Here is a 13,269-nt window from a genome sequence, read left to right as displayed (position 1 = left end):
GCGGGCGCGGCTGACGCCATTTCCCACCAACGGGTTCTGAAGATCGCGCTGCCGATCATGCTGGCAAATGTGACGGTGCCCATACTGGGTGCCGTCGATACCGGCGTGGTGGGGCAGATCCCCGAGGCCGCGCCGATTGCCGCCGTGGGGGTGGGCGCCATCGTGCTGTCCGCCATCTACTGGATCTTCGGCTTTCTGCGCATGGGCACCACCGGTTTGACCGCGCAGGCCGCGGGCGAGGGGAACGGGCCAGAGGTCGTGGCGCTGCTGACGCGGGCGCTGATGATCGGGCTTGCGGGCGGGGTCGCACTGATTGCGCTGCAACGGCTGATTTATGCCGGGGCCTTTTGGGTCACGCCCGCAAGTGACGAGGTCGAGGGGCTGGCGCGCGGCTATATGGCGATCCGCATCTGGTCGGCCCCTGCGGCCATCGCCATGTACGGGATCACCGGCTGGCTGATCGCGCAGGAGCGGACGCGCGCGGTGCTGGGTCTGCAACTGTGGATCAACGGGGTGAATGTGGTTCTTGACCTCGTCTTTGTCCTGCAACTGGGCTGGGGGGTGGAGGGCGTGGCCTTTGCCACCTTCATCGCGGAATGGTCGGGGCTGTCGCTGGGCCTGTGGCTGTGCCGGGGGGCGTTCGCCGGGCCGGGCTGGAAGGACTGGGGCCGGGTCTTTGACCGCGTTCGGCTGAAGCGCATGGCTGTGGTGAATACCGATATCATGATCCGCTCGTTGCTGTTGCAGACGATTTTCGTCTCGTTCCTGCTGCTCGGGGGGCGGTTCGGGGATGTGACGCTGGCCGCCAACCAGGTGCTGCTGCAGTTCCTGCATATCACGGGTTATGCGCTCGATGGCTATGCCTTCGCCGCCGAGGCGCTGGTGGGGCAGGCCTTCGGAGCCGGACGACGGGGGCTGCTGCGCAAGGCGGCTGTGCGCTGTTCGGCCTGGGCCATGGGAACGGCGGTTCTGCTGGCCATCGGATTCGCGGTGCTGGGGCCTTGGTTGATCGGCGTCATGGCTAAGGATGCGGAGGTGCAGGCCGAGGCGATGCATTACCTGCCCTGGATGATCGCCGGGCCGATCAGTTTCCTGGGGCTGATCATGTTCGACGGGATCTTTATCGGCGCCACGCGGTCTGCCGATATGCGCAACATGATGATCATCTCGGCGCTGATCTATTACGCGGCATTATGGCTGTTGCTGGAGCCGATGGGCAATCACGGGTTGTGGCTGGCGCTGCACATCTCGTTCATCGCGCGCGGAGTGACGCTTGGCGCGCGCTACCCGGCCCTGGAGCGCGCTGTGGGCTAGGCGCTGGGAAGGATTTTCGAAAATCCTTTTCAGAAAAATCTTCGAAGATTTTTCCACCGCCCGGCCGCAATCGCAGTGTTCAAATCCAGTCGCTGCGCCCGGTTCCCACGGCGTCGGCCACCGTCGCGAACCCGTCGCGCGCCAGCAGCTCATCCAGCCCGTGCGCGATTTCTGCGGCCAGCGATAACCCGCCATAGACCAGCGCCGTATAGAGCTGCACGGCCGAGGCGCCCGCGCGGATCTTGGCATAGGCCTGTTCCGCCGACCCCACGCCGCCCACGCCAATAAGCGGCAGCTTGCCCTCGGTCAGCTGCGACAGCTGTGCCAGCACGCGGGTGCTCATCTCGAAAAGCGGTGCGCCGGAAAGGCCGCCCATCTCGTTTCGATGCACGCTTTGCAACCCGTCGCGGGACCGCGTTGTGTTGGTGGCGATGATGCCCGAGATTCCGGAGCTGAGCGCCACTTCGGCGATATCGGCGATCTCCGCCTGATCCAGATCGGGCGCAATCTTGAGGAAGACCGGTATCGCCATAGGCAAGCTTCCCCGAACCTCCATGACGCCCGCGAGCAGCGCCTCAAGCGCCGCCTTGCCCTGCAGATCCCGCAGGTTTTCCGTGTTGGGAGAGGAGACATTGACGGTCGCGAAATCCACATGCGCGCCGCAGCAGGTCAGGACGCGGGCGAAATCGGCGGACCGGTCGTCGCTGTCCTTGTTGGCCCCAAGGTTCAGCCCCACCACCGCGCCCTTGGGGCGGGTGGCCAATCGGGTCGCAATCGCCTCCATCCCGTCATTGTTGAACCCGAAGCGGTTGATGGCGGCGCGGTCCTCGGTCAGGCGGAAGAGGCGCGGCTTCGGGTTTCCGGGCTGGGGGCGGGGGGTGGCGGCGCCAACTTCGATAAAGCCGAAGCCTGCGCGCGACAGAGGGGGCAGAGCGGTTGCGTTCTTGTCAAACCCTGCCGCAAGACCGACCGGATTGGGCAGGGTCAGGCCCGCAACGGTCGTGCGCAGCCGGTCGGAGGTCACGGTGCCGGGCAGGGGTGCTAGGCCCATGTTCAGCGCCTTCAGCGCCAGACCATGCGCGGCCTCCGGGTCCATCCGGCGCATCAGCGCCATGCCCATCCGTTCCAGCATCTCAGCCCTCCAGATCGGGGAAAACGTGGCGACCGTCCACCAGCGGCAGAGGCTTGGACCAGAGAACATCCGCCAGCCGCAAGGGCGCGTAAAGATGCGGGAACAGCGCCCCCCCGCGCGAAACCTCCCATTTCAGGGCGTCTCCAAGCGCATCAGTCTCCAACGCCAGCAGAACCAGCCCGTCCGCCCCCGCAAAGTGCTTGGCGGCTGTCTCGGCGGATTGCTCGGCGGTGGAAAAATGCACGAAGCCGTCAGCGATATCCACAGGCGCCCCGGCGCTTTCGCCCCTGGCCTGCAGCTCGGCCCATTCCGGGGCCCGGAGGATCTTGTAAATCAGCATGAGCCGGACTTGGCCCGAGAGCGACCCGGCGTCAAGTGTCACATCACGGTCATCGACCCCCTTTACTTGCGCGATGGCCCCCGCCAAGCTGTGGGGATAACACATAACAGGGAGTCTTTTCCGATGTTTGCTCGAATCCTGTGTTCGACGGCCATGCTCGTTGCCCTCGGCACGACTGCTTCTGCCGACGTGACCCTTCATATTCTCCACATCAACGACCTTCACAGCCGCATCCAGCCGATCAACCGCTTCGACAGCACCTGTTCGGCGGAAGATGACGCCGCAGGCGAATGCTTTGGCGGCGTGGCGCGTGTGGCGACCGCCATCAACACCCTGCGCGACGAACTGACCGCCGCAGGCGAGAACGTGATCGTCATGGACGCGGGCGACCAGTTCCAGGGCTCGCTCATGTACACGACCTTCAAGGGCGATGTGGAAGCCGAGATGATGGAAGCCATCGGCTTTGACGTCATGGCCGTGGGCAACCACGAGTTTGACGACGGCCCCGGCAACTTCCGCCGCTTCCTCGATACGGTCAGCTTCCCGGTGATTTCGGGCAACCTGGACCTCAGCCAGTCCGAAGAGCTCAACGGGCAGGTGGAAAGCTATGTGGTGCTCGACGTGAATGGCCATCAGGTGGGCGTGATCTCGGCGCTTGCGACCGATACCGCCGAAACCTCCAGCCCCGGTCCCAACGTGATCTTCCAGGACGAGATTGATGCGATCCAGTCCGATGTGGATGAGCTGACCGAGATGGGCGTCGGCATGATCATCGCGCTGACCCATGTGGGCCTGCCGCAGGACATGCGGATTGCCGAAGCCGTGACCGGGCTTGACCTGATTGTCGGCGGCCATTCGCACACGTACCTGTCGGCGGATGATCCCGACCGGCACGGGCCTTATCCGACCTGGGTCGATGGTCCCGATGGTGCAATGGTGCCGATCGTGCAGGCCTATGCCTATTCCAAGTATCTGGGCCACCTTGAGGTGACCTTCGACGATGACGGCAACCTGATCTTCGCCGACGGCAACACCATGCTGCTGGATGCCTCGGTCGAGCCCGATGCGGCCATCGCGGCGCGCGTGGCTGAACTGGCGGCCCCGATCGAGGAAGCCATGGCCGAGGTTGTGGCCGAGGCTGCCGACGTGATCGACGGCTCGCGCGACAATTGCCGGGCCCGTGAATGCCAGATGGGTGTTCTGGTGGCGACGGCCATGCTGGACCGCACCCGCGATCAGGGCATGGATGTGGCCATCCAGAACGGCGGCGGTCTGCGGGCGTCGATCGACGCGGGCGAGATCACCATGGGCGAGGTCTTCACGGTTCTGCCGTTCCAGAACACCGTGGCCACCTTCCAGCTGTCCGGTGCCGGCATCATCGCCGCGCTGGAAAACGGGGTCAGCCAGGTCGAGGACGGCGCGGGCCGCTTCCCGCAGGTTGCGGGCATGCGCTATACGTGGACCCCGGCGGGCGAGCCCGGCAGCCGCATCGTGTCGGTCGAGATCGAAACCGCCGATGGCTTTGTGCCGATCGACCCGGAGGCGATCTATGGCGTCGTGACCAACAACTACATGCGCTCGGGTGGCGACGGCTACCGGATCTTCTCGTCCGATGGCATGAATGCCTATGACTTCGGTCCGGGTCTGGAACAGGTGGTGGCCGATTACCTGGCAGAAAACAGCCCCTATATGCCGACGCTTGAGGGCCGGATCATCGAGGCTGAATAAGCTGATCGACATTGCAGGATTGAGGCCGGGCAGGGAACTGCCCGGCCCTTTTCATTGCCATGCAATTCACGCAAATCGGGCTTCGCAGCTTGGCAATTGTCGTTTTTGTTGGCGCTAACATATTTGGCGTATCGAAACGCGAAACCTGAAGGGAGTTACCGATGTCCTTCGCTCATACCAAACTTGCCGAAGATGTCCGCAAATACGCCGCCTACCGCCGCACCCTGCGCGAGTTGAGCACTTTGCCGCTGCAAACCCGGCTCGACCTCGACATCTATTCCGGCGACATCCGCAAGATCGCGCATCGGGCCGTTTACGGCGCCTGATCCGTCAGGATGCGAGACCAGATGAGGGCCGGGCATCCGCTCGGCCTTTTTGCATTTGGCCTGCTTGCGGGGGCGGCAATGCGCGCCTAACGTCTGCCCATGTGCGGACGCATGACCATCACCCACAAGGTCGACGCAATGGCGCGGTTCGTGAATGCCGCGCCCGCCAATGATCTGCCGGACGGGCCGCGGTTCAACGTCTGTCCGACGCAGGCCGTTGGGGTGGTGACCTCTGCCGAAGGGTCGCGGCTCTATCGCCCCATGCGCTGGGGGTTTCTGCCGCGCTGGTACAAATCGCCCACGGGCGGGCCGCTGCTGATCAACGCCCGCGCCGAGACCATCGCCGAAAAGCCCGCCTTCCGGGACGCTTGCCGCCAACGTCGCTGTCTTGTGCTGGCGACCGGGTTTTATGAATGGACCAAGGATGCGGATGGCAAGCGCCTGCCCTGGTATATCCGGCCCGCCGACGGCGACCCGCTGGTGCTGGCCGGGATCTGGCAGGACTGGGCGCAGGGGGACGACGCGTTCACAACATTCGCCATTGTCACCTGCCCGGCGGGGGAGGGGCTCAGCCATATCCACCATCGCGAGCCTGTCAGCCTTGCACGCGAGGATTGGGGCAAGTGGCTGGGGGAAGAGGGCAAGGGGGCCGCGCTGCTGATGAAGGCTGCCCCGGCGGGTCGGTTCGAAAGCTACCGGGTGGACCCAAAGGTCAATTCCAACCGCGCCGAAGGGCCGGATCTGATCGAACCGATCTGAGCCATCTTGCCGGATCATGTGCCTGTTGCTAGGGCGAGGGGCAGCTTTCGAAAGGCCCCCGCCCATGTCCCGCACCACCGCCACCGGCATCGGTTTCATCGCCATTCTTCTCTGGGCGCTGCTGGCCTATTTCACCGCCGAAAGCGGGCAGGTGCCGCCGTTCCAGCTGACCGCGATGAGCTTTGGCATCGGCGGGTTGGCCGGGGCGCTGACATGGGTCGTGCGCCCTCAGGGCATTGCCGCCCTGCGCCAGCCCGCCAAGGTCTGGGCGCTTGGGATTGTCGGGCTCTTTGGCTACCATTTCCTCTATTTCACGGCCCTTCGGAACGCGCCCACGGTGGACGCGAGCCTGATTTGCTATCTCTGGCCGCTGCTGATCGTGCTGATGTCTGCACTTGGCCCGGGGGAACGGCTGGGGCTGCATCATGTTGCCGGTGCGCTCATGGGGTTTGCCGGGGCGGTGCTGATCGTGACGCGGGGGCAGGGGATCGCGCTCAATCCCGACTACGCTTTTGGCTATGGCATCGCCTTTCTGGCGGCGTTCTTCTGGTCGTCTTATTCGGTCCTGTCGCGCCGCTTTCGCGAGGTGCCGACCGATGTGGTGACAGGGTTCTGCCTTGTCACCGCGCTGTTGGCCACGGGTGCCCATCTGATGCTGGAGGACACGGTCTGGCCGCAGGGTGTGGGCGAGTGGCTCGCCGTGGTCGGGTTAGGCATAGGGCCGGTCGGGCTGGCCTTCTTCGTCTGGGATATCGGGGTGAAACATGGCGATATCCAGGTGCTTGGCGCAGCGAGCTATTCGGCGCCGCTGCTGTCCACGCTGCTGTTGGTCGCGCTCGGGGCAAGCCCCTTTACCTGGGTCATCGCCATTGCCTGCCTGTTGATCACTCTGGGGGCCACGGTTGCGGCAAAGGACATGATCCTGCGCCGCAAACCCCAATAGAAACAGGCCGCCCACGAAGGGCGGCCCAGTGTCAGTCCAGGGAGGAAATATTTGGACGGCTGCTCGATCATTGTTGATTCTTTTCCGTCTCGTAAACAATAGCAATCAATAATGGCCGAAATGGGGCGATTGTTTCCACTTTCGGTTTGATGCCAATCCGCTGCCCATTTCGTGAGGTGGAACTCCTGTATCGCCCGTGCTGCATTGCCTACGCCTGTCTGGCTCCCGTAGCCCGCCCGAAGGCTGAAATCGCTGCCCGTTTCCGACAGCTTTCCCGCCCAGAGGTCGCAGAAGACCCGTGACGGCGGGCCAGTCCTGTCCTATCTGCCGTAGGGCGAACAGGACGGAAGGATACAGGGTCATGGCCTATCTGCTCGGCGTGGACACGGGCGGCACCTATACGGATGCGGCGATCATCGACGAGGCGGCGCAGAGCGTGATCGGTGCGGCCAAATCCCTGACCACGCGGCACGATCTGGCCATCGGCATCGGCGGCGCTGTGGATGCGGCACTGGCGGGGGCCGGGATCGGGGCCGATCAGATCGCGCTGGTGTCGCTGTCGACCACACTCGCCACCAATGCACTGGTCGAGGGGCAGGGTGGGCGTGTGGCGCTGGTCTCTATCGGTTTTACCGAGAAAGACCTCGACCGTGGCGGGCTGACCGAGGCGCTTGGCCGGGACCCTCTGGTGTCCATCACGGGCGGGCACGGCCATGACGGGCGCGAGGCTGCGCCGCTTGATGAGGCCGCGCTGCTGGCGTCGGTAAGCGCGCTGAAGGGCGAGGTGGAGGCCTTCGCCGTCGTCTCTCGTTTTGCTACCCGCAACCCCGCGCATGAAAAACGCGCGCGCGACCTGATCGCGCAGGAAACCGGGCGGCCCGTGACCTGTTCTTATCAGCTGTCAGCCAAGCTCAATGGCCCCAAACGGGCGCTGACGGCGCTGCTGAACGCCCGTCTTGTCGGCTCCATCGCGCGGCTGGTGGCGGCTTGTGAGCGGCACCTTGCCAAGCTGGGAATTTCCGTACCGCTGATGGTGGTCCGCGGGGACGGGGCGCTGATCTCTGCGGCCATGGTCAAGGAACGGCCCATTGAAACCATCCTCTCCGGTCCCGCCGCCAGCCTTGTCGGCGCGCGTTGGCTGACCGGGGAGCGCGATGCGCTGGTCTCTGACATCGGCGGCACCACAACGGACGTGGCGCTGCTGAGGGATGGATTGCCAGAGATCGACCCCGAGGGCGCTCTGGTGGGCGGTTTCCGCACCATGGTCGAGGCGGTGGCGATGCGCACCACCGGGCTTGGCGGTGACAGCGAGGTGCATGTTCTGTCCGAAGGGTTGCAAGGGGGCGTGCGCCTTGGCCCCCGGCGGCTGATGCCGCTGTCGCTGCTGGCCCATGACCATCCCGAGATGGTGATCGAGGCGCTGGAAAAGGCGCTCAATGCCGAGGTGGCGCTGGACTATGCGGGCCGCTTCGTGGTGCCGATGGCGGGCGATCCGGCGGGTTTGCCGCCTCGTGATGCGGCGCTGCTGGAGCGGATCACGGAACCGATGCCGGTGCAGGGCCTGTTGAAGTCCCGGCTGGAAGGCGCGGCGCTCGATCGGCTGGTGGCCCGCGGGCTGGTGATGCTGTCAGGCGTCACGCCATCCGACGCCAGCCATGTTCTGGGCACCCTCACGGATTGGAATGCGGCGGCCGCACGACTGGGATTGCAGCTGATGGCGCGCAAGCGCGGGGGCAGCGGCAACCGGCTGGCGGACGGGGCCGAAACACTCGCCCGGATGATCGTGGGTCAACTGACGGAACAGACCGTCGATTGCCTGCTGGAAGCTGCCTTTGCCGAGGATCGCGCGTTCGCCGACCATGCCCCCGCAACCTTGGCCCGTCACGTATTGACCCGCTCGGGCCTGACCCCGCATCGGGGGATCGTGGAATTGACCACGCGGATCGGGGTGCCGGTGATCGGCCTGGGGGCGTCGGCCCCCAACTATTACCGTGCGGTTGGCGAGCGGCTGGACTGCAGGATGATCCTGCCGGAACATGCAGGCGTCGCCAATGCCATCGGCGCGGTGGTCGGGCAGATCCGGCAGATGGTTTCTGGCGTGGTGACCAGTGCGGGCGAGGGGCGCTACACGGTCCACCTGCCCGAGGGACCGACGCTTTTCGGGGACCGGGATGCGGCGCTTGACGCGTTGCAGGCCGCGTTGTCGCACCAAGCCAGCGACCGGGCGAAACGCGCCGGGGCCGAGGATCTGACCCTGACCCACACCCGCGATATCCGCGAGGTTGAAATCGAGGGAAGGTCGATGTTCGTGGAGGCGGAAGTGACCGTCACGGCCACCGGCCGCCCCCGCATCGCCCATGGCTGAGATCAGTCGCAGGCGGCAGTGACGATCACCTCGACCTTCAGCACGTCACGGGCGAGCTTCGCTTCGCCGCAGGCGCGGGCGGGCGCGTGGCCCTCGGGCACCCAGGCGTCCCAAACGGCGTTCATCTCGGCGAAATCGGCCATGTCAGACAGCCAGACGATGGCCTGCAGAATGCGGTCGCGCGACGATCCGGCCTGTTCCAGCAGCGCGTCCACACGGGCAAGGCAATCCTCGGTCTGTTCGGTCACGCTGTCGCCCGCGCCGACCTGACCACAGAGATAGGCCACGCCGTTATGTTTGACGATCTTGCTCATGCGCTGGCCGGTCTCGATCCGCTCGATCATATTATTCTCCTTCAGGGTCTGTTGCCCCTGTCTCGGCCATTGCCGCCAGTTCCGCAAGCGTCACCGGTTTCAGGGGGGGACGAATTCGGTAATAGCCCGTTTCGTCGGGGCTTTGCCCGGTCGTCTCGGACAGAAGGGATGTCACCGTCAGCCCGCAATAGCGCCCCTGGCACGGCCCCATGCCCGCACGGGTTAAGCTTTTGGCCTGATTGGGGCCAAGACAGCCAAGCGCGGCGGTCTGGCGGATCTCACCCGCCGTGACCTCTTCGCAGCGGCAGATGAGTGTGTCGTTATCGGGGCGAAGCGCCCCCGGATAAGGCGGATAGGCCGCATCAAGAAAGGGGCGAATGGCCAGTTCCCGCGACCGAGCGCGAAGCAGAGGCGCGGCGCGCCTGTCACGTTCCGATATGCTCAGGTGCCCGGCCTCCTCCGCCAGTTTCAGGGCCGCCAGACGACCCGAGAGCTCGGCCACCATCGCCCCGCCGATCCCGGCACCGTCACCCGCGATGAACAGGCCGGGCCGGTCAGTACCGCCCCATGCTTCCAGAACCGGCGTGAACGCCTGCTGTGCGCTGGACCAGCGGTGGCTGACCCCGATGGATCTCGCCACCTGCGTATTCGGGACAACCCCGTGATGCAGCAGCACAGTCTCACAGGCAATGCGGTGATCTTCGCCCCCTGCACGGAAGCAGAGGGCCTCGGCCTTATCCGTGCCCTCCACCGTCAGCCTGTCCGCCCCGGTGAACCGCTTCACCCCGGCGCGGCGCAATTCGCGTATCAGGCCAAGCCCCTTGGCCAGACCACGCCACCCCCGCAGGGCGCCGGGCAGGTGCCGAAGCGCGCGCGAAAGATCACCGCGCGTTTGCGTTTCGACAAGGGCCAGCGGAGGCACCCCGGCCCTGACCATCTGCGCGGCCACGAGGTAGATCAACGGCCCGCTGCCCGCCAATACGGCCCTCTGGGGCAGAACGCCGGAGCCTTTCAACAGGATTTGCGCAGCGCCTGCGGTCATGACGCCGGGCAGGGTCCAGCCGGGCAGGGGCATGGGGCGTTCCAGCGCGCCGGTGGCGATGAGCACCCTTTGCGCACTCACCTGCGCTGCGGTGCCATTGGCGGTGTAGGACAGCCGGAACCCGTCCTCGACGGCCCAGACAACGGCCCCGTGGATGTGTTGAACGCCGCTCTCGGCCAGCGCTGTCGTCAGGCCCGCGCCGTAGGAGTAGTCCGCCCCCAGAACGCGCACCCGGTCCGCGCTTGCCCGGCTGACATCGCGGTAAATCTGGCCGCCGGGGCGTTGTTGTTCATCCAGAAGCGCCACGCGCAGGCCCGCCTTTTCGGCGACAACAGCCGCCGCCATTCCCGCCGGACCTGCCCCGATGATCGCAAGATCGAACTCAGCCATGGGTGGCCCCTCTGGGCCGAGTTATGTCCATCCCTTCCGTGACACTCAGCATGCAGGCCTGACGCTGGATACCGTCGATCTCTACAAGGCAGTCGAAACAGGCCCCCATCATGCAGAACGGTGCGCGGGGGGCGCCGGAGACCGGCGTCTCGCGAAAGCTCCGGACCCCGGCGGCCAGTAGCGATGCGGCCAGGTTTTCGCCCTCGGGCAGCATCAGCTCCTTGCCGTCGACCTGCACGGGGACGAGCCGTTCCGGATGGGACAAAGCAACAAAGGGGCTGTCGGCGGGCATGACGGTTTCCAGACGGGCAGGGGGCCGCACGACAACTCGTAGCGCAAGGCGATACTCAGCGTCTACCGATCACCTTCGCCTAATGTCCGTAATAGGCCGTATAGATCCCGACCGCGCCCACCAGAACGAGGCTGAGCGCCCAGACAATATCGAGGTTGAACCAGGTGCGGGACAGGAATTTCAGGCCGAGCCACAGGTAGATGATCACGGCGATGATCCCGCCCGCCAGCGTCATCGCGAAGGTGTGGACAAGAGCCACGACGAAGGCGGTCAGCACGTTTTGGCCCATCAGGGCCTGCGCGGCCTCGTGCCCCTCGGTCGGGCCTGCGTCAATGCCGCAGATGCCCAGATAGATCGGCACCAGCATCAGCCCCGCCCCATGGGCGAGCGCGGCCAGGAACGACCAGAGCGCCAGCCGTGCGGGATGCACGCGGGCCAGAAAACGCGGGTGTTTGCGGTTGATCAGCAGGTAGATGCCCATGGCCACGACCAGCGCGCCCGCGCCGATGCGGATCTGCATCTCGTAGCTGACAAGGGCCGTCATCAGGGAAAAGGGCAGCAGGATTGCCGTCATCGACAGGAAATGCCCGGCTGCCAGCGCCACAAGCGCCTTGCCCATGGCGCTACGCTTGCCCTCCATCAGCGCGGCGGACACGGCAAGGGGCCAGCCCATGCCGGGGTTCACCCCGTGATAGAGGCCAGACAGAATGACGGCCCCCCAGAGGGCCGTCAAAGTGGTTATATCCGTGCCCATTCAGACGTTCGGATAGCAGAAGCTGTCGGTCGAGCAATCGCCGCCTTCCAGGCGGATCTGGTGGGCGCGCAGGCCTTCGGGGAAATTGATGTAGAAGTTCGGGTCAAGCTCCAGCCCGCCATTCTCACCCACATTCGCCATGACCATCTGGCCGCCTTCCGCACCGGGATAGAACTGTTCATCCCAAGTGGAATAGAGCGAGTTGGTCCAGTAGACCCGCTTGCCGTCGCGGCTGACCTCGACCATCTGCGGGCCGAAGGCGAACTCGCCACCGCTTGGATGCTTGGCATTGCGTGCGATACCGCCCAGTTCCACCTTGCCGGCGAGCTTGGGGTTCATCGGGTCGCTGACGTCGTACTGGTGCATCTCGCCCAGTCCCCAGCAGGCGACATAGAGATACTTGTCGTCGAGGCTGAGGTCGATATCGGTGACCAGCGGTGGCACGGCGGCAAAGCCCTGCAGAAGCGGCGGCAGGTTCTCCGGATCCTCGGGACGCGGGTCGATGGTGATGGTCTTCTTGGCCTGCCAGGTGCCATCCTCGCCCCGCCACCAGGTAAAGATCGCGCCTTGCAGATTGGTGGTGTCGACCACGACGCCGCAGAAGCCATAGGATTTCTTCGGGTCATGCGCGGGCCGGATTTCCAGCGCCATCTGGTGGTTTTCACCCAGGTCGATGGTCTGAATGTTCTTGCGCTTGCGCAGGTCCCAGAAATGGATCGAATGGCCATATTTGTTGGACAGCAGATCCTCCGCCACGATCCCGTTCTCGAACTGCGGCGGCAGGCCCCATTCGGAACTGACCATGTAATCCTGCGGCAGGTTCCACCAGAAATCGTAATGCTTGTCCTGCTTGCCCCGGTCCATTTCATACTGGCCGATGATCTCGAAGGTCTCGCAATCCATGATGAAGATGCCCGGAGGCCCGTCAGTGCCATCCTCGCCGCCGCCGCCGAGCGTCGAGACATAGATGCCTTCGGGCCCGCAATGGATGGTGTGGGGACGCGAATAGCCGGTCTTGGCGAAGACCTCTTCGGGCTCGATGATCTTGTGAATGCTGGCCTTCAGCGGGTCCTTCACGTCGATGACATAGATCCGGGAGGACCGGATGCCCGGCACGATCAGGTAGCGCCGTTCAAGGAAGGCGTGGCCGGTCAGGGGCGACAGCGACGACGAACAGGCGTTCCAGCCGAAATGGTGAAATTCGTCGCCCTTGTAGGGCATCATCACCGTGTGGACGATGGTGCCGTAGCTGTCGGATTTGGGGTCGAGATCGACCACGGCGATCCCGTCGGGCTGAGAACCGTCGGGGCTCAGCATCACGGTAAAGCCGTAGGTTTCCACCGGGGCCTGCATGGCAAGCTGCGCGGTGGCGTGGAATGTCGGATCCGGTCTGAGTGTCATTTTTTCCTCCCTTGAATGAACAATGCCCGTTCGGGCGCGACGTGAATTTCCTTCCCTTGTTGTCGCGGTGTGGCGCGGGTCTCCTCAAACCTCGGCCACGTTGCACAGTTGGATGGCGCCGCTGACGCGGTTTGCCAGATCAATGAGTTTCAGGCCGATCTCGGCGCGA

The 13,269-nt window shown here is 64.8% G+C and carries 13 protein-coding genes; 6 read left to right on the top strand and 7 right to left on the bottom strand.

From position 1 onward, the window contains the following. Positions 1-57: 57 nt before the first annotated feature. Complete coding sequence (locus BKY26_RS12700; protein WP_227435025.1) at positions 58-1,314, top strand: MATE family efflux transporter; 1,257 nt, start codon at positions 58-60, stop codon at positions 1,312-1,314. A 79-nt stretch (positions 1,315-1,393) separates the two neighbouring features. Here the strand turns inward: BKY26_RS12700 and BKY26_RS12695 are convergent, their stop codons facing one another. Both BKY26_RS12695 and BKY26_RS12690 read right to left on the bottom strand, forming a co-directional pair. Further along, positions 1,394-2,446, bottom strand: coding sequence for a quinone-dependent dihydroorotate dehydrogenase (locus tag BKY26_RS12695; RefSeq protein WP_071690760.1), 1,053 nt, complete (start codon positions 2,444-2,446; stop codon positions 1,394-1,396). 1 nt (position 2,447) lies between these two features. Continuing rightward, positions 2,448-2,786, bottom strand: a complete 339-nt coding sequence (locus BKY26_RS12690; protein ID WP_071690777.1) for a DUF952 domain-containing protein — start codon at positions 2,784-2,786, stop codon at positions 2,448-2,450. Between the two features lie 123 nt (positions 2,787-2,909). Between BKY26_RS12690 and BKY26_RS12685 the strand changes: the two genes are divergently transcribed. The 5 genes from BKY26_RS12685 to BKY26_RS12670 all read left to right on the top strand — a co-directional run bounded on the left by BKY26_RS12685 (position 2,910) and on the right by BKY26_RS12670 (position 8,907). Next, positions 2,910-4,514: a bifunctional metallophosphatase/5'-nucleotidase gene (locus BKY26_RS12685; RefSeq protein WP_071690759.1), complete on the top strand. Its 1,605-nt coding sequence runs from the start codon at positions 2,910-2,912 to the stop codon at positions 4,512-4,514. Between the two features lie 161 nt (positions 4,515-4,675). Continuing rightward, positions 4,676-4,840, top strand: coding sequence for a DUF1127 domain-containing protein (locus BKY26_RS20420; protein ID WP_169829068.1), 165 nt, complete (start codon positions 4,676-4,678; stop codon positions 4,838-4,840). 99 nt (positions 4,841-4,939) lie between these two features. Continuing rightward, complete coding sequence (locus BKY26_RS12680; protein ID WP_071690758.1) at positions 4,940-5,599, top strand: SOS response-associated peptidase; 660 nt, start codon at positions 4,940-4,942, stop codon at positions 5,597-5,599. Between the two features lie 64 nt (positions 5,600-5,663). Continuing rightward, the gene (gene yddG / locus BKY26_RS12675; protein WP_071690757.1) at positions 5,664-6,542 is read left to right on the top strand and encodes an aromatic amino acid exporter YddG; all 879 of its coding nucleotides are present in this window, start codon (positions 5,664-5,666) and stop codon (positions 6,540-6,542) included. 361 nt (positions 6,543-6,903) lie between these two features. Then, a complete protein-coding gene (locus BKY26_RS12670; protein WP_071690756.1) occupies positions 6,904-8,907 on the top strand; it encodes a hydantoinase/oxoprolinase family protein in 2,004 nt (667 codons plus the stop codon). Between the two features lie 2 nt (positions 8,908-8,909). Here the strand turns inward: BKY26_RS12670 and BKY26_RS12665 are convergent, their stop codons facing one another. The 5 genes from BKY26_RS12665 to BKY26_RS12645 all read right to left on the bottom strand — a co-directional run bounded on the left by BKY26_RS12665 (position 8,910) and on the right by BKY26_RS12645 (position 13,100). Then, positions 8,910-9,251, bottom strand: a complete 342-nt coding sequence (locus BKY26_RS12665; RefSeq protein ID WP_071690755.1) for a RidA family protein — start codon at positions 9,249-9,251, stop codon at positions 8,910-8,912. Between the two features lies 1 nt (position 9,252). Next, positions 9,253-10,653: an FAD/NAD(P)-dependent oxidoreductase gene (locus BKY26_RS12660; protein WP_071690754.1), complete on the bottom strand. Its 1,401-nt coding sequence runs from the start codon at positions 10,651-10,653 to the stop codon at positions 9,253-9,255. Beyond that, positions 10,646-10,945 (bottom strand): (2Fe-2S)-binding protein, encoded by a 300-nt coding sequence (locus tag BKY26_RS12655; protein ID WP_071690753.1) that lies wholly within the window; start codon positions 10,943-10,945, stop codon positions 10,646-10,648. The genes BKY26_RS12660 and BKY26_RS12655 overlap by 8 nt, the downstream gene beginning before the upstream one ends. Before the next feature lie 79 nt (positions 10,946-11,024). Next, positions 11,025-11,699, bottom strand: coding sequence for a hypothetical protein (locus BKY26_RS12650; RefSeq protein WP_071690752.1), 675 nt, complete (start codon positions 11,697-11,699; stop codon positions 11,025-11,027). Beyond that, positions 11,700-13,100: a selenium-binding protein SBP56-related protein gene (locus tag BKY26_RS12645; RefSeq protein ID WP_071690751.1), complete on the bottom strand. Its 1,401-nt coding sequence runs from the start codon at positions 13,098-13,100 to the stop codon at positions 11,700-11,702. Between the last annotated feature and the right edge of the window lie 169 nt (positions 13,101-13,269).

Source organism: Nioella sediminis, from assembly GCF_001879695.1.
In the GTDB taxonomy this organism is placed as follows: domain Bacteria; phylum Pseudomonadota; class Alphaproteobacteria; order Rhodobacterales; family Rhodobacteraceae; genus Nioella; species Nioella sediminis.
This window is presented reverse-complemented; position numbering and strand designations above follow the sequence as displayed.